The sequence below is a fragment of the Rhizobium sp. 05L419 genome (assembly GCF_056397845.1).
The window spans coordinates 58,908-79,504 of the sequence record NZ_JBFTOF010000026.1; the positions used below are offsets into that span (position 1 = coordinate 58,908).

Consider the following 20,597-nt stretch of genomic DNA (forward strand, 5'->3'; position numbering starts at 1 on the left):
GGACGCTTACTTTACCAGATCGCAGCCGCTCTTGACCGGATCGATGTAGGCTTCCTTGCCGGGAATGGTCGCCAATACGTTGAAGTAGTCCCACGGCTCCTTGCTGTCGGCGGGCTTCTTGACCTGAAGCAGGTACATGTCGTGGATCATGCGTCCGTTGGGGCCGACGGTGCCGCCCCGGCCGAAGACGTCGTCGACCGGCATCTCATGCAGCTGCTTGGCAACAGCGTCCGTCTCGTCAGTGCCCGCCTTCTGCACCGCCTTGAGATACTGCAGCACCGCCGAGTAGGTGCCGCTATGAACCATGTTCGGCATCTTGCCGGTGCGGGCAAAGAATTTCTTGCCGAATTCACGGCTTTCGTCGTCGCGATTCCAGTAGTAGCCCTCGGTCAGCGTCAGCCCCTGCGCCGCATCGAGGCCGAGACCATGGACTTCGGCAAGCGTGAAGAGCAGCGCCGCCAGATGCTGGCCGCCCTGGGTAATGCCGAATTCGGCCGCCTGCTTGATGGCGTTGGCGGTATCGAGCCCGGCGTTTGCCAGGCCGATCACCTTGGCGCCGGAGGATTGCGCCTGTAGCAGGAAGGACGAGAAATCCTGGCTCGCCAGGGGATGGCGGACCGAGCCGACGATTTTGCCGCCGTTGGCCTTGACGAAATCGCTCGTCTGCTGCTCCAGCGAATAGCCGAAGGCATAGTCGGCCGTCAGGAAGAACCAGGTGTCGCCACCCTGCTTGACGAGTGCGCCGCCGGTGCCGACTGCAAGTGCGTGCGTGTCGTAGGCCCAGTGGAAGCCATAGGGCGAACAGGATTTGCCGGTGAGATCCGTGGTCGCAGCGCCGGTGACAATGTCGATCTTCTTCTTTTCCTTGCCGATGGCCTGGACTGCGAGTGCCACCGACGAGGTCGTCAGCTCCATGATCGCGTCCACCTGTTCGGTATCGTACCACTGGCGCGCAATATTCGAAGCGATATCGGCCTTGTTCTGGTGGTCGGCGTCGACGATTTCGACAGGCACACCGAGCACCTTTCCGCCGAAATCCTCGACGGCCATCTTGGCCGCCTCGACCGACGACTTGCCGCCGAAGTCGGCATAAACGCCCGACTGGTCGTTCAGGATACCAATCTTCACCTTGCCGTCGGATGCACCGTCGGCAAGCACGGCAGTGCTGCCTGCAAGAAAAAATGCCAGCGACGCAATCAGATTCTTTCGCATATGTCTCTCCTCCCAGAGATTGGCCGGAATACAGATCTGTGCAAATTTGGCCAGCCGCCCTCCTCAAAGCGACCAACCGATCCTTCAAGATCACGGAATTGCGTTGGCGAAGCAAGGTCGCTTTACAACCAATTCCAAACAGTATCTGTTCATTTTTGAACAGACCGCCGATCCGAACTCCCCCGCATCCAATGAATGCAGGGCATTGCGGGGCAAGCGAGGGAAGTGAGGGCGACCCAAACAATTGTACAGGCAGGACGGCATTAGACGAAAGACCAATCGCCGACCTCCTCGTCATCGTTGGGCCAACAGCGAGGCATCGATGAGCAGCCGGCCGCAATTTACCTGGGACGACCTGCAGTTCTTTCTGGCCGTCGCCAGGACCGGCCAGCTTTCGACGGCAGCCCGGCAGCTGCGCACCAGCCACGCAACCGTTTCGCGACGGATCGACCGGCTCGAATCTGCCCTCAAGGTCAAGCTCTTCGAGCGCAACCCTCGCGGCTATGTAATGACGGCTATGGGCACACGCTTCGTCGAGACCGCGGAGAAGATGGAGCAGGAGACCGAGCGCCTGCGCACCGACCTTGCCGATGGATCGATGACGCAGCGGGGTGTTGTGCGACTGAGCGCGCCGGAGGGCTTCTCCAACTTCTTCTTCGCAACAGTCCTGCCGCAGTTCGCAGCGCGACATCCGCATCTGTCGCTCGAGCTGGTGACGATCCAGCAGATCATGTCGCTGTCGCGCAAGGAGGCGGACATCTCCGTCGTCCTCGATGAACCGAAGGGCGGTCCGTATCTCGCCGAGAAACTGACGGATTATCATCTGCAGGTCTACGGCTCGCGGGACTATCTGGCGAGAAGCGCGCCAATCACCCGCCGCGACGACCTTCTGATGCTTCCCTTCATCAGTTACATCGAGGAGATGATCTTCGCACCCGGGCTGGACTATCTGGGCGATGTGCACCCGCGCATCAAGCCGAAGTTCCAGAGCTCCAGCATTTTTGCGCAGCTGAGCGCGACCAGAAATGGGCTGGGCCTGTGTATCCTGCCCTATTTCTTCGCGAGTCGTTACCCGGAGCTTCAGATGGTGCTGCCCGGCGAGATCGACCTCAACCGGCAATATTGGATCAGCTGTCATCGCGACCTGCTGCAATCGCCGCGCGTTCGTGCCGTCTTCGACTTTCTGCGCGAAGCGACAGCCGGCGAGGATGCGCGGTTCGTTCCACCCTGGGTGAAGCGATAGCTGCTCAGGGTCTGTGCTGCGCCCGCGTGTTGACGCACCATGTCCGCAGAGCTATGCCAAACAGGTGTCGGCGGCAAAAGGCAACACATTCGAGGAGGATGAACCATGCAGCACACCCGCGAGATCTTCGATTGGGCCGATCCGTTCCGGCTTGTCGAGCAGCTGACGGATGAGGAGCGCATGGTGCTTGATACCGCACACGCTTACGCGCAGGGAAAGCTTATGCCACGCGTGCTGGATGCCTTTCGCCACGAGAAGACCGATCCTGCTATCTTCCGCGAAATGGGCGACCTCGGCCTTCTCGGGCCGACCATTGCTCCCGAATATGGCGGCGCCGGCCTCGGCTACGTCGCATATGGCCTGATCGCCCGCGAGGTCGAGCGCGTTGACAGCGGCTACCGCTCGATGATGAGCGTTCAGTCCTCCCTCGTCATGGTGCCGATCGATGCTTTCGGTTCACAGATGCAGAAGCAGAAATACCTGCCTAAGCTTGCGACGGGCGAATGGATCGGCTGCTTCGGGCTGACCGAACCCAATCACGGGTCCGATCCCGGCTCGATGGTGACACGGGCGAAAAAGGTCGATGGCGGCTACCATCTGACCGGCGCCAAGACATGGATCTCCAACGCACCTATCGCCGATGTCTTCGTCGTCTGGGCCAAGACCGAGGACGGCGTCATCCGCGGCTTCATCCTTGAGAAGGGCTGGAAGGGGCTATCTGCCCCCGCCATTCATGGGAAGGTCGGGCTTCGCGCTTCGATCACCGGCGAAGTGGTGATGGATAGCGTCTTCGTGCCGGAAGAGAACCTTTTGCCTGACGTGACGGGCCTGAAGGGGCCGTTCACCTGCTTGAACTCGGCCCGTTTCGGCATTGCCTGGGGCGCACTTGGTGCAGCCGAGGATTGCTATTCCAAGGCAAGACAGTATGTACTCGACCGAAAGCAGTTCGATCGGCCCCTTGCCGCCAACCAGCTGATCCAGAAGAAGCTCGCGGATATGGCCACCGAGATCTCGCTCGGACTGCAGGGCTGCCTGCGGCTTGGCCGCATGAAGGAAGACGGTCATCCGCCGGTGGAGCTGACATCGGTCGTCAAGCGCAATTCCTGCGGCAAGGCTCTCGATATCGCCCGGATGGCGCGCGACATGCTCGGCGGCAACGGCATCTCCGATGAGTTCGGCATTGCCCGTCATCTCGTCAACCTCGAGGTCGTCAACACCTACGAAGGCACCCACGATATCCATGCGCTGATCCTCGGCCGAGCCATCACGGGCATCGCGGCTTTTGCGAATTAGACATAATCGTGGTCGGGCAAATTGAAACCGGCCCGACAATGTGCAAGCCTCTGTCGAGCGCGGGACGAACCCGTGTCGCAAGGGGGATCTGACATGCTTCTGGTTCTTGCATTTCTCATCGGTATCATCGCGGGCCTGCGTGCCATGACGGCACCCGCGGCCGTTGCCTGGGGCGCAGCTCAGGGCTGGTTCGACGTCTCGCAGACGCCGCTCGCCTTCATGGCTTTTCGCTGGACACCCTGGATTTTTACCCTGCTGGCCCTGCTGGAGCTCGTCACCGACCAGCTTCCCTCGACGCCTTCGCGCAAAGTCCCGATACAGTTTAGCGCGCGCGTTATCATGGGCGCACTGACCGGCGCCACAATCGGCGCATCCGGCGGCGCGCTTGTCGGCGGATTGATTGCGGGCGTTGTCGGCGCGATCGTCGGCACGCTTGGCGGCGCTGTCGCCCGCAGCAAGCTCGCCGCCCTCTTCGGCAAGGACGCGCCGGCCGCCTTCATCGAGGACGCGGTGGCAATCATCGGCGCCATCGTCATCGTGGTAGCGGCGTGATGAGGAGCTTCGACGCAATCGTTGTCGGCGCCGGCCAATCCGGTCCCTTCCTCGCTGCCCGCATGGTCGAAAGAGGCATGACGGTCGCGCTGATCGAACGCAAGTTCCTGGGCGGCACCTGCGTTAACGCCGGCTGCATGCCAACCAAGACTCTGGTGGCGAGTGCGCGCGCAGCGCATGTCGCTCGACGTGCCGGCGACTATGGCGTGAGGATCCCGGGCGAAATCGGGATCGACATGCAGGTGGTTCGCGACCGCGCCCGAACCGTCACCATGAATGCGCGAAACGGGCTGATTGGCTGGTTCGACGGCATGCAGGGCATCACTGTAGTCTACGGACATGCTCGCTTCGAAGATGCACGGACAGTCACTGTGAACGGTGAGAAACTGACCGCTCCCCGGGTCTTTTTAAATGTCGGCGCAAGGCCTGCCGTCCCAGATATGCCGGGCCTTGCGGATATCGACTACCTCACGAGCACGTCGATTATCCAGCTCGATACGCTGCCGAAGCATCTGGCGGTCATCGGCGGCAGCTATATCGGCCTCGAATTCGCGCAAATGTATCGGCGCTTCGGTGCCGACGTTACTGTCATTGAGCGCGGACCGAAGCTGGCGTCGCGCGAGGATGCAGATGTTTCGGATGCGATCGCCGATATTCTGCGTTCGGAGGGCATCACGGTGCACACAGACGCCGACGGCATCGCCTTTGCCAAAACCCGTGACGGGATCGCCGTCTCTGCTGGCGCAGGCAAGCCGGATGTCCAGGCAAGCCACGTGCTCGTCGCCACCGGACGCAGTCCCAATACCGATGATCTCGGGCTCGATCTCGCCGGCGTCGCGATCGACAAGCGCGGCTACATCATCGTGGACGACAAACTGGCGACCAATGTCGAAGGCATCTCCGCGCTTGGCGATTGCAACGGCCGCGGCGCCTTTACCCACACCTCCTACAACGACTTCGAGATCGCAGCCGCCAATTTGCTCGACGGCGAGGATCGAAAACTCAGCGACCGTATTCCCGCCTATGCGCTCTACATCGATCCGCCGCTCGGTCGGGTGGGCATGACGGAGAAGCAAGCGCGCGCTTCGGGACGCGAGATCCTGATCTCCACCCGGCCGATGAGCCGCGTCGGGCGCGCCAACGAGCGAGGTGAAACCAAGGGGTTCATGAAGGTGATCGCGGATGCCGAAACCAAGCAGATTCTCGGCGCTGCCATCCTTGGCATCGAAGGCGACGAGGCGATCCATGGCTTCATTGACGCAATGAACGCCAGGGCGCCCTACCCCGTGCTGCAATGGGCCGTGCCGATCCATCCGACGGTTTCGGAGCTGATCCCGACATTGCTCGCAGACTTGAAGGCGGTCTAGCTTGCAAGACTGCTGCCGAAACCGTGACACCCGAAGGTTGCCCTCTTGTCCATCGAACTGCTGATCGAACAATACGGCTTGCTGGCTATATTTCTGGGCACCGCTTTCGAAGGGGAGACGGCTGCTTTTCTCGGCGGTGTGATTTCGCATCACGGTCTGCTCACCTACTGGCCAGCCTCGCTCGCCGCATCGGCTGGGTCCTTTGTCGGGGATCAGATGTGGTTTTTTGCCGGGCGCTACGCAGCGCAGTGGAGCGTCGTGCGCCGACTGCTGGATAAGCCGGCGCTTGCGCGGGCAACCCAGCTTCTCGAACGGTATCCCACCGGCTTCATCTTTGCCTTTCGCTTCCTGGTCGGGTTGCGGACAATTAGCCCTGTTGTCATCGGAACAACACGAATTTCAACCCGAAAATTCGTAGTATTGAACGCAGCGGCGGCGTTGGTCTGGGGGCAGTTGTTTACCGCGCTTGGATATGTGTTCGGGCACGGCATCCAACAGGCATTGGGCGATCTTCCCATTCATCACCATCTGCTGATCGCCCTTGCGGCAGCAGCCGTCATCGCCGCTGCGGCCCTTGCGTTTCGCAGGATGAAGCCGAGCGTCGGGCAGTCCTAGATGGATGAGCGACGGCCGGGCATTCAGTCCATAACGATCTGCAGTTTCACGTCGCTCGGGCGCGCCTCGACGGCCCGGTCGAAGGCCTTGACGGCATCCTCGAACTTGAATGTTTCCGAGATCAACGGCTTCAGGTCGACGCGGCCCGAACCGAGCAGTGCGATCGAGCGCTCGTACTGGTGGGCATAGCGAAATACCGTCTCTATGCGGATCTCCTTGGTGGAAGCCGTCGACACGTCGAAGCCGATCGGATTGACCGGCAGGCCGACCGCGACGATGACGCCGCCAGGGCGCGGCAGTTCCATGATCGTTTCCCATGCTTTCGGCGAGCCGGAGCATTCGAAAACAACGTCGGCGCCCCAGCCGTCCGTCAGTCCCGAGACTTGCTCGGCAAGGTTCTTCTCGCGAATATTGACCGGAATGACACCCTGGTACTGGGCGGCGATATCGAGTTTCGGCTGTGCCAGATCGGCGACGATCACCCGGGCGCAGCCGCCGGCAAGGGCGGCGATCGCCACCATCGTGCCGATCGGGCCAGCGCCGAGGACGACGGCCGTATCGCCGGGCGCAATCTTCGCCTTGCTCGCCGCCTGCATGCCGACCGCGAACGGCTCGACCATCGCGCCTTCGGCGAAGCTGACACTGTCCGGCAGTTTGAACGTATAGTTGGCGGGATGCACGACCTCGGGCGTCAGCACGCCATGGATCGGCGGCGTCGCCCAGAAGGCGACGGCCGGATCGACATTGTACATGCCGAGCCGGCTCGCCTTGGAATTCGGATCGGGGATGCCCGGCTCCATGCAGACGCGGTCCCCGACCTTCAGATGCGAGACGCCCTCACCGACCTTGACGATGGTGCCGGCAGCCTCGTGACCAAGCACCATCGGCTCTTTGACGACGAAGGGACCGATCTTGCCGTGCGTGTAATAGTGGACATCCGACCCACAGACGCCGACCGTGTGGATCCTGATCTTCACCTCGCCGGGACCAGTCTCCAGCGGCAGGTCGATATCGCGAAGAGCGAGTTCATGCTGGCGCTCCAGCACCAGCGCACGGACTTTGGTCATTGTCTGTTTCCTTCCCTATCGCCTTGCCGTTGAATCGGGCGAGACATTGGAAGGACTATAAGACCCGAAGCCTTCGCAATTCAATTCCACTGCGAAGGCTTTTGCCCATTAATTGGTAAAATGCTCAGCCCAACCTGACGAGGTTCAACGTAATTCCCCTTGGATAAGCGCGAAGTATCTTGAATTCATTTCAAGCATTCGTTGAAAATGCGCGCAACCTTTATGCGCTGCTTATTTTTGTCCGGCAAAGGCCCACTGGACCACTTATCTCACTTGGGACTATGAACGCGCATCGAACATGGCCACGAAGCGTCAAACACGTGGCAGGTTGCGGCGTCGCGTTCGAGGACGGGCATTGCCCGAACGACAAGAGAGACGATATGAACCTATCCGCTATCATCCGTCCCGACCATACGTTCGTCGGGGTCGTTGCAACGACAAAATGGCGAGGGCTGCAGACCATCGCGGAGAAGGCGGCAGAGGCTTTCGGAATTGACCACAAAATAGTTCTTCGGGCGCTGGAAAGCCGCGAAAGCCTCGGCTCAACGGGCATCGGCAACGGCATTGCCGTACCGCATGCGGTCGTCGAAGGCATGACCCATCCGCGAGGGTTGTTGATCCGCTTCGCCCGTCCGCTCGATTTCGAGGCGGTTGACGACGCGCCGACCGACATCGCTTTCGTCCTGCTGTTTGGCGAGAACCACCGCGGGGAATACCTGAATGTCCTTGCCGCCATAGCCCGGCAACTGCAATCACCCGGGATTGTAGCGTCGATGCGCAAGGCAAAGACAGCCGAAGAATTATACTCCGATTTCCTGGCCGATTCCCGCGTATAGCAAAACCGGAAATGGCGAGCCTGCGATAGGGATCAGAAGTCGCGTTGGAAGCGGAGGAAGCCTTCGACCTGGTCGTCGTCTTCCTGGTTGTGATACTGGAGGCTGAGGCGCGTTGCGAGATTCTCGACGATCTTGTAGTTGACCGTCACCCCGGCGGTCCACGCGTTTCCGCCGGAAAAACCATCGCCGTCTGCATCGAGTTCGACCTTCTCGAAATACTGCGCGCCCGGAATGAACATAAGCTTGTCGGTCGCCTGGTATGCGTACTGGGCACCGACGGTCCACTCCGATTCCTCGTAGTAGTAGTTGGCGCCGCTCGCCCAGACCCCGTAAAGTCCGAGCTGGCCTGGGCCCAGATCGGCATAGACGATCGCGCGGATCGCCCCCTCCGCCGTGTCCGTGTCGTAGCCGCCAAGGAGGTATCCGGAATAGATCCCCGACTTGAACGAGACCTGCGCGGCAATACCAAGGTCGTTCGGTCCCTCGCCGGGCTTCGTGTCGTATTCATCCTCCAGTTCGTCGAGCGACACACCTGCGGTGACGACATCGCCTTCGTACTGATAACGGATCGAATTGTGATTTGTCTCGTTGCTGGCGACCACGTCGGTCTCGCCGCTCGGATCATCGTCCCACCAGCTATAAAACATACCGGCCCGCAGACCGGCGATATCGATGTAGCCTTCGTCAAGCGTCGGAGCAAACTCGGAGCTGTTCTCGGCTTCCTGGCGCAGCGTGATGACACCTGTCAGCGTGCCCCATTCCGTGTCGCTCTTGGAGCTCAACGTCACCTGCGCGCGCGACCAAAACGACCAATCGGACGGTTCGGATTCGTCTCGGCCGAACCGTTCCTGGACACGCACATAGCCGCTGATTCTGAGGCACGTCTCGGTGCCCGGAATGGCGAAGTAGCCAGTGCCATAGGCATCGCAGACCCGGATATACTCGACCGGCTCCGGCTCTGAAGTAACGATTGCGTCGGCTGCGCGCGATGCAGAGGCGCAAGCAATCGCCGCAGCGGAGCCGATGAGGAGGATTTTAAAGGACATGCTGAGCCCGATCACGTGAAGGAAAGCGCTGGTCAATCCGTGCGCAAACACAAGTGCGCGATGATCATACGAAGAAACGAATGATTCGGCTTGATGCAAAATTTTAAGGGTGCGACAGAGGAAGAGTGGTTGGCCGCCCCGACCCCGGACGGGTTGGCCGCGGCCAACCCGAGCACATTCATTTCAAAATATGGCGTGAAATGGGACTCCATTCTAGGAGCCGGGCACGGAACAGAAACAATCTGCGTTTCATTATACGACCGAGTTGGTAGAGTTTCGGTCACAAACGAAGGAGGTTTCCATGCAGTCATTTCGGATCACCCGGCTTTTCGCGGCCGCGGTTCTGGCAGGCACTGTCGCCATCGGTGCTGTCGCTCCCGCATTCGCGGATCAGACGCTTCTCAACGTATCCTATGATCCGACGAGAGAACTGTATAAGGATTTCAACGTCGCTTTCGCTGCGAAGTGGAAGAAGGACACCGGTGAAACGGTAGCGATTCAGGCCTCGCATGGTGGTTCCGGCGCTCAGGCTCGGTCCGTCATCGACGGCTTGGAAGCTGATGTCGTAACGCTGGCACTCGAAGGCGACATCGACGCCATCGCCAAGAAGACCGGAAAGATCCCGGCCGACTGGAAGACCAAGTTCCCGAACAATTCGACACCCTATACCTCCACGATCGTTTTCCTTGTCCGCAAGGGCAATCCCAAGGGCATCAAGGACTGGGGCGACCTCGTCAAGGACGATGTCCAGGTCATCACGCCGAACCCGAAGACTTCGGGTGGCGCCCGTTGGAACTTCCTGGCGGCCTGGGCCTGGGCCAAGCAGGCAAACGGCGGCGACGAGGCCAAGGCGCAGGACTACGTGACCAAGCTCTTGCAGCACGTTCCGGTCCTCGATACCGGCGCCCGTGGCGCGACGACGACCTTCGTCCAGCGCGGTCTCGGCGATGTTCTGCTTGCCTGGGAAAACGAAGCCTATCTTTCGCTCGAGGAACTTGGCCCCGACCAGTTCGAAATCGTAACGCCTGCCTTCTCGATCCGTGCGGATCCGCCGGTTGCCATCGTTGACGGCAACGTCGACAAGAAGGGAACGCGCAAAGTCGCTGAAGCCTACCTCAACTACCTCTATGCCGATGAAGGCCAGAAGATCGCCGCCAAGCACTTCTATCGCCCGATCAAGCCGGAGGCAGCCGATCCTGCCGATATCGCCCGCTTCCCGAAGCTGACGCTTGCGACCATCGACGACTTCGGTGGCTGGAAGGAAGCGCAGCCGAAATTCTTCGGGGACGGCGGCGTATTTGACCAAATCTACAAGCCGGCCCAATAATACACCACATGAAAGCACATAACCCCACGCGGTGGCGGTTCAAGCGGCCGAGTGTCATTCCAGGATTTGGGATGACACTCGGCTTTACCTTGATCTGGCTGACCCTTCTGATCCTCATTCCCCTGTCGGGCCTTGCCTGGCGCTCAAGCGAACTCGGCTGGGAGAAATTCTGGTCGATTACGCTCGATCCACGCACGCTGGCTGCTCTTCGCATCAGTTTCGGCGCCGCCTTTGCCGCCGCCTGCGTCAACGTCATATTCGGGATCGTTCTTGCCTGGGTGCTGGTGCGCTACCGTTTTCCGGGCAAGCGCGTCATCGACGCTATGGTCGATCTGCCGTTCGCCCTGCCGACGGCTGTTGCAGGCATAGCGCTTGCGACGCTTTACGCTCCCAACGGTTGGATCGGGCAATTTTTGACACCGCTTGGCATCAAGATCGCCTTCACGCCGCTCGGCATCGTGATCGCGCTTGTTTTCGTCGGACTTCCCTTCGTGGTGCGTACCGTGCAGCCGGTAATGGAAGAGATCGACAAGGAAGTGGAGGAGGCAGCCGCCACGCTTGGCGCGAACCGTTTTCAGACGATCTTCCGCGTGCTGCTGCCAGGCCTGGCACCCGCGGTCCTCACCGGTTTTTCGCTTGCCTTTGCGCGCGGCGTCGGTGAATACGGGTCGGTGATCTTCATTGCCGGCAATCTGCCGTTCAAGTCGGAGATCGCGCCGCTTTTGATCGTCATCAAGCTCGAAGAATACAACTACGCCGCCGCGACGGGCATAGCAGCAATTATGCTGGTGCTCTCCTTCGCCATGCTGCTCGTTATCAACCTGATCCAGAGCTGGAGCAGACGGAGGTATGGTTATGGCGTTTGATACCGGTCTTCGATCAGCAAAGGTCCGCTCCGTCGTGACCGAAAACAAGATCGCGCGCTGGACGCTGATTATCGCATCTTTGGTGTTTCTGGCGTTGATCCTGCTCCTGCCAATGGCCGCGGTCTTCGTGGAGGCGTTTCGCAAGGGCGCTCCGGCATTCTTCGAAGCTCTGCAGGATGCCGAGACATTCTCTGCGATCAGGCTCACCCTGATCGTCGCAGGCGTCAGCGTGCCATTGAACCTCAGCTTCGGCGTCGCCGCCGCCTGGGCAATCGCCAAGTTCGAATTCAAGGGCAAGGCATTCCTGACGACATTGATCGACCTGCCATTCTCCGTGTCGCCGGTGATCTCGGGCCTCGTCTTCGTCCTCCTGTTCGGCGCCAATACCCATCTTGGAAGCTGGCTCAGCGCCCACGACATCAAGATCCTCTTTGCTGTTCCGGGTTTGATCCTTGCAACCATGTTCGTGACCTTTCCCTTTGTCGCACGCGAATTGATCCCCTTGATGCAGGAACAGGGCACCGGCGACGAGGAGGCAGCGATTTCGCTCGGCGCCAGCGGCTGGCAAACCTTCTGGCACGTGACCTTGCCCAACATCAAATGGGGCTTGCTCTACGGCGTGCTGTTGTGCAACGCCCGTGCCATGGGAGAGTTCGGTGCCGTCTCGGTGGTTTCTGGCCATATACGCGGCCAGACGAACACCATGCCGCTGCAGGTGGAAATCCTCTACAACGAGTATAATTTCACCGGCGCCTTTGCCGTGGCTACCCTGCTTGCGCTGTTGGCGCTTGTAACCCTTGTTTTGAAGACGCTGCTCGAAATGCGATACAGCGATGAAATCGCCGCCAGCCGGCGGCACTGAAGGAATTAGAATGGAAGTTCGCGTTCAAAACTTGCGCAAGGAATTCGAGCGGTTTCCGGCTCTCCACGACGTCTCGCTCGACATCCGCTCCGGTGAACTCATCGCCTTGCTTGGCCCTTCAGGATCCGGCAAGACGACACTGCTGAGGTTGATCGCCGGGCTTGAGAGCCCGACAGAAGGCCTCATCTACTTCGGCGAGGAAGATGCCTCGAAGAAGACGGTGCAGCAGCGCAATATCGGCTTCGTGTTCCAGCACTATGCACTGTTCCGGCACATGACAGTGCTCGACAACGTTTCTTTTGGTCTCAAGGTCCGCAATTCGTCCCGCCGCCCGCCAAGGGCCGAAATCCGCAGGCGTGCCCTTGAACTCCTAGACCTTGTGCAGCTCTCTGGCCTTGAGAAGCGCTATCCGGCGCAGCTTTCGGGTGGACAGCGGCAGCGCGTGGCGCTTGCGCGTGCCATGGCGGTGGAACCCAACGTGCTTTTGCTCGACGAGCCGTTCGGAGCGCTCGATGCGCAGGTGCGCAAGGACCTGCGCAGATGGTTGCGCGAGATTCACGATCGGACCGGACATACCACGGTTTTCGTCACGCACGACCAGGACGAGGCCATGGAACTTGCAGACCGCGTCGTCGTCATGAGCCAGGGAGCGATCGAACAGGTCGGCACCCCTGACGAAGTTTACGACAATCCGAATTCGCCATTCGTGTTCGGCTTTGTCGGTCAATCGAACTGTCTGCAGGTCAGGATTGCCGATGGTGAGATCTGGTTTGAGGATCGCCCCCTTGGGCTCACGGCCAAGGCTGAACCGGATGGTGATGCACAGCTCTACTTCCGCCCGCACGACATCGAACTGCGCGATGGCTGCAGCGGCTGCATCGCGGGCCTGCTGACCAGCAGTCGCCGTGTCGCCGGAACGCGCCATATTGAGGTCGATATCGGCAAGAGCCATCCCTCGATTGAACTCGAACTGCCCCCCGCTCAGGCTGACAGGCTCGATCGCAGTCGGATTGCCTTCCGCCCCACACGCTGGAAGCTGTTTCGAAACGCCGCTTGAACAGGGCTCGTCGCAACGGTCAATTTCGTCGGGTCTGCGGGTTGCCCGGCAGCCGCCGTCAAGCGCGGCTGCCTCAAACCGGGCATTTGTTTGGCGTGCTGATCATTCTGCGTCAAATTACGATTTACGAATCGCCGTAAAAGGTCGATCGGAGTGTCTTTGACGCGCGAATTCAAATCACGCCCGCGACCGCATGAGCATCAGCAGGAAATGAGCCCCATGACCAGTGATTCTTCCGACGCCGATGTTTTTGATCTGGCCCCCATCGCGATGTGGATCGAAGATTTCAGCGGTGTGAAAGAGCAATTTGATCGCTGGAGAAAAGACGGCATCGAGGATGTTCGCGCGTTTTTAAAGGACGATGTCAGTCGCGTCGCGGCGTGCTCTCAGCAGATCCGCATCCTGCGCGTAAACCGCAAGACACTTGACCTCTTCGAGGCAGAGAGCCTCGACCATCTCGTCGCCAATCTGACCAGGGTCTTTCGCGACGAGATGCTGGAGAGCCATGTGAACGAGCTGGCAGCCCTTTGGGAGGGAAGGACGGAGTTCGCCGGTAGCGCGGTGAACTACACGTTGTCCGGCCGCAGGCTCGACATCCAGCTGCGCGGGGCTGTCCTGCCGGGGCATGAGCAGTCGCTGGGCAGGCTGCTGTTGACGACCGAAGACGTGACGGCGCGTGAAGAAGCACGGCGTAGCGAGCACGAGAACCGGCGCTATGCGGAAGGGATATTCGAGCATTCGCCGGTATCGCTCTGGGTCGAGGATTTCAGCCGCATCAAGGCTCTCCTTGAGGACGTGCGCAACCGCGGCATCATCGACTTTCGCGTCTTTACCGACGTTCATCCGGAGTTCGTGCGCCAGTGCATGAGCGAGATCCGGGTCATCGATGTCAATAACGCGACGCTTGATCTGTTCTCTGCGCCCGACCGGCACACGCTGCTGCAGCGCCTGGGGGAGATCTTCCGCGACGACATGGAGAAGCATTTTCGCGAACAGCTGATCGAACTGTGGAACGGCAACTTTTTTCACCAGCGGGAGGTGATAAACTATGCACTCGACGGCTCCGAGCGCTTCGTCCTGCTGCAGTTCTCGATACTGCCTGGGCACGAAGGCGACTGGTCGCTGGTTCAGGTGGCTTTGACCGATATTACCGCGCGGAAAAAGGCCGAGGCCTATCTCGAATATCTCGGCAAGCACGACGTGCTGACGAAGCTGCATAACCGCGCCTTCTATATGGACGAACTGAACAGGCTGGAACGTAAGTCGCTGCGGCCGGTTTCGGCGATCATCATTGATCTCAACGGCTTGAAGGATGCCAACGATCAACGTGGACACGATGCCGGCGATGCGCTGCTGCGCCGGCTCGGCGAAGTTCTCAACGGTGCCGTCTCGCCGCCCAACTACGCAGCACGGATCGGCGGAGACGAGTTTGCCGTACTGATGCCCGGCGCCGACCGACAGAACGCCTTGGCAATGGTGGAGACCATTGGCGAGCTGCTGAAGATAAACAATCAGTTCTACTCCAACGCACCCTTGAGCATTGCACTTGGCTTTGCCACCAGCGAACCGGGAGAAACGATCGAAGCAATGGTGAGACGCGCCGACCTCGCTATGTATGAGCAGAAGCGGGCGCACTATGCCGACCGCAAACAATCGGATTCTCAAGGTAGACCGTCGTGCCAGACAACCGACCCGTCGGTCGCCTGCGCCTGATATCGCGGAGGGAATGGGCAGCGGACGCGACGATCGCCCCCGAAATACGGTAGAAAATGCCGAGCTAGAGCAATTCCAGCAAAAGTGMGTAGCGGTTTTGCGCCCGGAATTGCGTGAAAACAAARAGATAGAGCGTTTTCGCGGTTCGAAGAAAAGCGGAAATGCTCTAAACCCTATTGCTGCGGCTTGTCGGCAAAATGCCGGATGGCATAGTCGGCCGCGCTTTGGTTCGACTTTCGAGCGTCGTCGAGCCAGAATGGAAACAGCTGCCATTGATGKATCATTCCGGGCCACACCTGCGTCGTCACGTCGACGCCGGCCTTGCGCGCCTTGTCGGCTAGACGCAACGCACTGTCCCCCAGGACTTCCCCGGAACCGACCTGCACCAACAACGGCGGAAACCCCGTCATGTCAGCATAAAGAGGCGAAACCCTCGGATCCTTCGGCGAGAGGCTTCTAAGATAGGCCTTGCTGGCGGCATCGAGTGCAAGGACGCCCAACACGGGATCGCCGCCCGCACTGGCTTCTGCAGTCGCACCGGTCGCCGACAGATCCGTGATCGGGCTCATCGCGATGACCGCTGCCGGCAGCGGACCCTTCAGCTGCATTTGTCTAAGCACCGCCTCGATCGCCAGATTGCCGCCGGCCGAATCGCCGACAACCACGATGTTGTCATTTTCGTATCCGGAGTCGAGCAGCCAGCCATAGGCCGTAAGTGTATCGTCGATCTGCGCGGGATAGGGATACTCCGGCGCCAGCCGGTAGTCGATCAGGAGGACGTCGGCCGACGTTGCCTTGGCGAGTGATCCGGCCAAAGCGCGGTGCGTATCCGGCGAACCGCCGTAGAAGCCCCCGCCGTGAACGTAAAGAACCGCTCGCCTACCAATCGGGTGATGAAGGCGCGCCGGCCAGATCAATTCGGCATCCACACCGCCGGCATCGACGTGCCTGATCTGCACACGCGAAGGGCCAGGCGCCTCTTCCATCAAGCGCTCGAACGCAGATCGTCGTTCATTCAGGCTGTCCGCACCGGCGTAGTGCTTGTGCCAGAGGCTCAGGAGCTTCTCGACCTGCTGCTTTGACGCCTCTGTTTGCGCCGCCTGCTCGAGCGCGACAGCTGGCGACAGGAAGACGGCGACAGACAGGCTGGCTGCGATGCCTGCGGCAAACCAACGCCACAGGGCCCCAGTCGAAGCCGGGCGTCTGATACCTCGTTGTAAACTGCCAAACACTGAGATGCCTCTCCCCTGCAAGGCGACCGTTGAGAGCCGAACGTGCCACGACTGCAAACGGAGTCAAGGCTTTCAAGAATGAATGCCAGCCTGCGACGCAAGATCGACAAGACCGACATCCTGCCGAGACCACGCAACCTTGGCCGGTCAGGCGGCCGCGCTTTGCACACCAGCCTGACTTAGGACCTTCACCTTGGGTCGAGCGTGACGATCGCTTTGATTGGCAGATGATCGGACGCGACACGAGCAAGCGGTGTGTCGTGCGCGCGCACAGCCGAGACCACGCCCTTGCGGTTCGACATGATGCGGTCCAATGCCAGGACCGGAAGCCGGGCGGGAAAGCTCGGCACGGCGGCTGGTTGCGGGCCGAAGATGGATTGAAATGTATGCAGCGAGGAGCGGTCCCCAAGTCGCCACTCGTTAAGATCGCCGAGCAGGATTGTCGGCGTATCCGACTTATCGGCCATCAATTCGACCAGAACCTTTACCTGCTGTGCCCGCGAATGCCGCAGCAGACCGAAATGCGCGGCAATGATACGCAGCGCCCCCCCCCGTTCGAGCTCAAGTTCCGCGACGAGAGCGCCGCGCGGTTCCAGTCCGGGAAGATTGATCTGATGGACATCCCGGACAAGCCCCTTCTTGAACAGGACGACATTGCCGTGCCAGCCGTGGGCTTTTGCCATGCCGCTGACGGGTACGGGAAGCAGGCCCGTTTCTCGCTCCAGTCTGGCCAGATCGAGGATACCGGTACGCTCCCCGAAACGGGTGTCTGCTTCCTGCAGGGCAATGACATCGGCGTCGATCTCGTGGATGACGCGGCTGGTGCGCTCTGGGTCGAAACGCCGATCGTTTCCGACACCCTTGTGGACATTATACGACGCGATGAGTGTGCCCTCGGCGCGCGCATTCGTCTCGGGGTGCGCCGCATCGAGGCGTCTCTTGCGGTTCCTGATTGACGCCAGGATGCTGGCGGGCAGATTGTCTTTTCGGGCATGCATCGCTGTTTGCCGGCGCTCCGTTGAATGAAATCGACTGCTTAGCAAGTATAGGCGCTATGATGAAACTTGCCACGGCCAGGTGCTGGAAATGGCGATCAAAGATAGGGCGAACCGAGCCACAGTATCTTGTCGAGAAGCCGAACGGCAAAGGACCTGGACCGCAGTGCGTTCAGTGTCACCGGCGAAGCCGACTTGATCACCTCATCGATATGTTCGTCGATTTCGGCGGCGAAACCCTCGTTGAGAACTTCCAGATCGATTTCAAAGTTCAGCCGCAGCGATCTTGGATCGAGGTTCGAGGAGCCGACATAGGACCAAGCCCCATCAATAGACAGCAGTTTCGAGTGGCTGAATGCACCGCTCGAGCGCMAGATGCGGCAGTAGTTGCTGACAATCTGGTCAAACTGAGCCGTCATCGCGCGATCGACGAGGACAAGGTTGTTGACGGCGGGCACCACGATATCGACATCGACGCCGCGTCTGGCCGCTGTCGCCAACGCACTGATCAATTCCCGGTCCGGTAGGAAGTAGGGGGACATGATCCTGATCGATTTGCGTGCGACCGAAAACGCGCCCATCAGCATCTTGTGGTTTGTCTCGATCCTCCTGTCCGGCCCTGACGCCACAACCCGCATGAAGACGGGGTCGCCGGGCTCCCGCTCGGGGGCGGCGATCCGCCATTCGTCACCCGTAAGTTCTTCGTCGGTGGTAAACCGCCAGTCTTCGGCAGCCACATCGAAGAGATCAGCGACGACGGGACCGGTGACCAGGAAGTGCGTATCGCGCGCAAATTTCTCGCCCGCCACCTCGCGGGTGAACCCCTCCCTGATGTTCATCCCTCCTGTCAGCGCCACCCGGCCGTCGACGATCAGGATCTTGCGGTGGGTGCGCAGGTTTGCATAGGGCAGACGCAGTCCGATGATGACATTGCCATTGAACACCGCCACGGAGACGCCACCGTCGCTGAGATGCCCGAGTATGCTGGGCACCGAGTAACGGGCGCCGACGGCGTCGATCAGGACGCGCACTTCGACACCACGCCTTGCAGCGGCGATCAACGCGTCGGCAATGCGAAGGCCGATCCTGTCCCGATCGAAAATATAGGTTTCCAGCAGCACGCTCCGTTCGGCAGCGTCAATCTCCGCCTTCATCGCTGCATAGCAGTCGTCGCCCGTCTCGATCATGTCGATCGTGTTGCCGGTGGCAAGCGGACTACGGGCCACTCTGTCGCCGAGCGTCTGAAGGGCGGCGAAGCGTTGCCCGAAACCGCTGATGACCAGCTCCGCATCGGCGTCGAAACTTTCCAGTTCATCGAGGTCCGCCTCGGAGATCAAGGCATCGCGCCGGAGGCTTAGGGAGGTGCGACGCATGCGATTGATGCCGGCAATGGCATAGAGCACCGCACCGATGATGGGAGACAGCACAATCACGCCAACCCAGCCAATGGCGGCGCGCACTTCTTCCTTGGTCATGGTGGCATGAATCGCCGCCACCGCCCCCATGGCGAATGAGACAACGAAGAGAATATGCGGCCAATAGGTCGATATGAGATAAAGCATGGGTTGAAAATATAGCCGAGAAGATCCTTAGCAAAAGCTACCGAACCCACAAAACGTCAGCGACGGCGCCTAAAAATTCTCATACGGGGTATATCCGCAGTGATTTTGACATAACCTTCGAGGTAATTCTGCGGGAACTCAATTGCCAACGCCGGTTTGGCCAATAAGACATCACGTACCGCAGACGAGCCCAGCGCTGCCCGGACCAATCCGCCTCAGGCCCATCATATCGGTGTATCGGTGGAAGGCCTCATCGAACGCATTGTCTGACTAGCTGGGCCGAGAGAACGAATAGGCCTCGACAATGGCCTCGGTTATCACAGCCCTTGGGATTGTTTGACAGAGGGAAATGAGTATGGCGAGAAATTCTCCCATCCATCTTTTTGTGCTCATCTGCGCTGGTCGCCCGCGATCTTCACCAGGCTGGCAACGCTACGCGGCATCGAAAAGGCAATCGCGGGGCTGCAACAGCCCCAGAAAGGAGGACGACAGGCTCGCCCTCCCCTTGCGCCCACTTACGAGACCTGGCGGACTGCTTCCGATGCTTGACGCTTCGGCAGCTTCCAGCCAGGTCGAATGAAATGGCATGTGTAACCGTTTGGAATACGCTCCAGATAGTCCTGATGCTCCGGTTCGGCTTCCCAGAAATCACTCGCCGGCGTCACTTCGGTCACGACCTTGCCTGGCCAGAGATTGGAGGCCTCGACGTCAGCAATCGTCTCTTCGGCCACACGCTTCTGTTCGCCGCCGGTGTAGAAAATCGCCGAACGATAGCTTGCGCCGCGATCATTGCCCTGACGATCCATGGTCGTCGGATCGTGGATCTGGAAGAAAAACTCCAGGAGATCGCGGTAGGTGATTTTCGAGGGATCGAAGGTGATTTCGATGGCCTCGGCATGATTGCCATGGTTGCGATAGGTGGCGTTGGCGACCTCGCCGCCGGTGTAGCCGACGCGAGTGGAAATGACGCCATCATAGCGACGAATGAGGTCTTGCATGCCCCAGAAGCAACCACCGGCGAGAACTGCGCGTTCAGTTGTCATCGAACTTCCTTCCATTTAACGAAGACAGGCTCCCTGGTGTTCTATCATTCCAATCCCATTCCCCGCCGCCATCAATTCGATCCGGCGTTTGCAACGAGAGCTGGCTTGGCGCGATAATCCTTCGGGAACACTTGAGGTTTTCGATCTTCGACAGATCGTTGGTCACTATATAGGGTTAGGTCGCGGTGTTTGTCAGGAAGTCCTGATGATATTTCTCGGTTTTGTGGAGCAAGTACCACCGCATGACAGAAGGCCTCCTCGCGAGTAGGTCGCGCGACACTGGACGATTTGGTGAAGCAGGTCTGGTGTGGGCTGGTGCAAACAGGCGGACTTGCGGAGATCCGCCGCTAGTCCGGCGGCTGCTTCCTATCTTGCTCCTATGAAGCATTATTCGTGATCTTTTTGAATGACCTCGCCCGACGCTCGTGCGATGGCGGATGACTGCCGCCAAACTGTCGGACGCGTCCCAGGCTGTTCGGTCCAGTAGATCGGGTATATAATCTCAGCCGCTAAGCTGCCCGGGGAAAGACCGATGCGTGGGCTGGTAGGAAGCGTACTCATCTACTTGAGCATTTTCGCAACGTCCCAAGGCGGTCCGCTTCACGAGGCGGCCAAGAGCGGCGACCTGGCAGCGCTCGCGGCGGCCCTCGATGCGGGGGCGGACATTGAGGAGCAGGACAAGGGAGCCACTCCCCTCATCCTTGCGGTT

At 59.9% G+C, this 20,597-nt stretch carries 19 protein-coding genes; 12 read left to right on the forward strand and 7 right to left on the reverse strand.

Features of this window, described 5'->3' with window-relative positions; all coding sequences use genetic code 11:
- Positions 1-6: 6 nt before the first annotated feature.
- Positions 7-1,212: an ABC transporter substrate-binding protein gene (locus AC1DMK_RS25395; RefSeq protein WP_477863020.1), complete on the reverse strand. Its 1,206-nt coding sequence runs from the start codon at positions 1,210-1,212 to the stop codon at positions 7-9.
- 322 nt (positions 1,213-1,534) lie between these two features.
- On the opposite strand from AC1DMK_RS25395, the gene AC1DMK_RS25400 reads away from it, so the two are divergent.
- From AC1DMK_RS25400 to AC1DMK_RS25420, 5 genes are all read left to right on the forward strand, one after another.
- Positions 1,535-2,455, forward strand: a complete 921-nt coding sequence (locus AC1DMK_RS25400; RefSeq protein WP_477863022.1) for a LysR family transcriptional regulator — start codon at positions 1,535-1,537, stop codon at positions 2,453-2,455.
- Between the two features lie 105 nt (positions 2,456-2,560).
- Positions 2,561-3,748 (forward strand): acyl-CoA dehydrogenase, encoded by a 1,188-nt coding sequence (locus AC1DMK_RS25405; protein WP_477863024.1) that lies wholly within the window; start codon positions 2,561-2,563, stop codon positions 3,746-3,748.
- A 93-nt stretch (positions 3,749-3,841) separates the two neighbouring features.
- A complete protein-coding gene (locus tag AC1DMK_RS25410; protein WP_037060177.1) occupies positions 3,842-4,300 on the forward strand; it encodes a membrane protein in 459 nt (152 codons plus the stop codon).
- Entirely contained in the window at positions 4,300-5,667 is a 1,368-nt protein-coding gene (locus AC1DMK_RS25415; protein WP_477863026.1) for an FAD-containing oxidoreductase, read from the forward strand. Before AC1DMK_RS25410 ends, AC1DMK_RS25415 begins: the two co-directional genes overlap by 1 nt.
- A 45-nt stretch (positions 5,668-5,712) precedes the next feature.
- Positions 5,713-6,282 (forward strand): DedA family protein, encoded by a 570-nt coding sequence (locus AC1DMK_RS25420; RefSeq protein WP_477863028.1) that lies wholly within the window; start codon positions 5,713-5,715, stop codon positions 6,280-6,282.
- A gap of 23 nt (positions 6,283-6,305) precedes the next feature.
- Here AC1DMK_RS25420 and AC1DMK_RS25425 read toward each other — a convergent pair whose 3' ends face one another.
- Positions 6,306-7,349 (reverse strand): NAD(P)-dependent alcohol dehydrogenase, encoded by a 1,044-nt coding sequence (locus tag AC1DMK_RS25425; protein ID WP_477863030.1) that lies wholly within the window; start codon positions 7,347-7,349, stop codon positions 6,306-6,308.
- A 380-nt stretch (positions 7,350-7,729) separates the two neighbouring features.
- Between AC1DMK_RS25425 and AC1DMK_RS25430 the strand changes: the two genes are divergently transcribed.
- Positions 7,730-8,185, forward strand: coding sequence for a PTS sugar transporter subunit IIA (locus tag AC1DMK_RS25430; protein WP_477863032.1), 456 nt, complete (start codon positions 7,730-7,732; stop codon positions 8,183-8,185).
- Between the two features lie 32 nt (positions 8,186-8,217).
- Here AC1DMK_RS25430 and AC1DMK_RS25435 read toward each other — a convergent pair whose 3' ends face one another.
- Complete coding sequence (locus AC1DMK_RS25435; protein WP_477863034.1) at positions 8,218-9,231, reverse strand: porin; 1,014 nt, start codon at positions 9,229-9,231, stop codon at positions 8,218-8,220.
- 301 nt (positions 9,232-9,532) lie between these two features.
- Between AC1DMK_RS25435 and AC1DMK_RS25440 the strand changes: the two genes are divergently transcribed.
- From AC1DMK_RS25440 to AC1DMK_RS25460, 5 genes are all read left to right on the forward strand, one after another.
- On the forward strand, positions 9,533-10,558 hold the full coding sequence (locus tag AC1DMK_RS25440; protein ID WP_477863036.1) for a sulfate ABC transporter substrate-binding protein: 1,026 nt from the start codon (positions 9,533-9,535) through the stop codon (positions 10,556-10,558).
- 8 nt (positions 10,559-10,566) lie between these two features.
- Complete coding sequence (gene cysT, locus AC1DMK_RS25445) at positions 10,567-11,424, forward strand: sulfate ABC transporter permease subunit CysT (protein WP_477863038.1); 858 nt, start codon at positions 10,567-10,569, stop codon at positions 11,422-11,424.
- Entirely contained in the window at positions 11,414-12,286 is an 873-nt protein-coding gene (gene cysW / locus AC1DMK_RS25450; RefSeq protein WP_037060185.1) for a sulfate ABC transporter permease subunit CysW, read from the forward strand. The genes cysT and cysW overlap by 11 nt, the downstream gene beginning before the upstream one ends.
- A gap of 10 nt (positions 12,287-12,296) precedes the next feature.
- Positions 12,297-13,343, forward strand: a complete 1,047-nt coding sequence (locus AC1DMK_RS25455) for a sulfate/molybdate ABC transporter ATP-binding protein (protein WP_477863040.1) — start codon at positions 12,297-12,299, stop codon at positions 13,341-13,343.
- Between the two features lie 219 nt (positions 13,344-13,562).
- Positions 13,563-15,056 (forward strand): sensor domain-containing diguanylate cyclase, encoded by a 1,494-nt coding sequence (locus AC1DMK_RS25460; RefSeq protein WP_477863042.1) that lies wholly within the window; start codon positions 13,563-13,565, stop codon positions 15,054-15,056.
- Between the two features lie 173 nt (positions 15,057-15,229).
- Here the strand turns inward: AC1DMK_RS25460 and AC1DMK_RS25465 are convergent, their stop codons facing one another.
- The 4 genes from AC1DMK_RS25465 to msrA all read right to left on the reverse strand — a co-directional run bounded on the left by AC1DMK_RS25465 (position 15,230) and on the right by msrA (position 19,888).
- A complete protein-coding gene (locus AC1DMK_RS25465; RefSeq protein ID WP_037060432.1) occupies positions 15,230-16,183 on the reverse strand; it encodes an alpha/beta hydrolase fold domain-containing protein in 954 nt (317 codons plus the stop codon).
- Positions 16,184-16,476: 293 nt separating this feature from the next.
- On the reverse strand, positions 16,477-17,286 hold the full coding sequence (locus tag AC1DMK_RS25470; protein WP_037060190.1) for an endonuclease/exonuclease/phosphatase family protein: 810 nt from the start codon (positions 17,284-17,286) through the stop codon (positions 16,477-16,479).
- A gap of 95 nt (positions 17,287-17,381) precedes the next feature.
- Positions 17,382-18,845 (reverse strand): phospholipase D-like domain-containing protein, encoded by a 1,464-nt coding sequence (locus AC1DMK_RS25475; RefSeq protein ID WP_477863045.1) that lies wholly within the window; start codon positions 18,843-18,845, stop codon positions 17,382-17,384.
- A gap of 515 nt (positions 18,846-19,360) precedes the next feature.
- Positions 19,361-19,888 (reverse strand): peptide-methionine (S)-S-oxide reductase MsrA, encoded by a 528-nt coding sequence (msrA, locus tag AC1DMK_RS25480; RefSeq protein ID WP_477863047.1) that lies wholly within the window; start codon positions 19,886-19,888, stop codon positions 19,361-19,363.
- A 532-nt stretch (positions 19,889-20,420) separates the two neighbouring features.
- Here msrA and AC1DMK_RS25485 point away from each other — a divergent pair.
- Positions 20,421-20,597 (forward strand): ankyrin repeat domain-containing protein (locus tag AC1DMK_RS25485; RefSeq protein WP_477863054.1); only part of this gene is annotated, 177 nt, incomplete at its 3' end.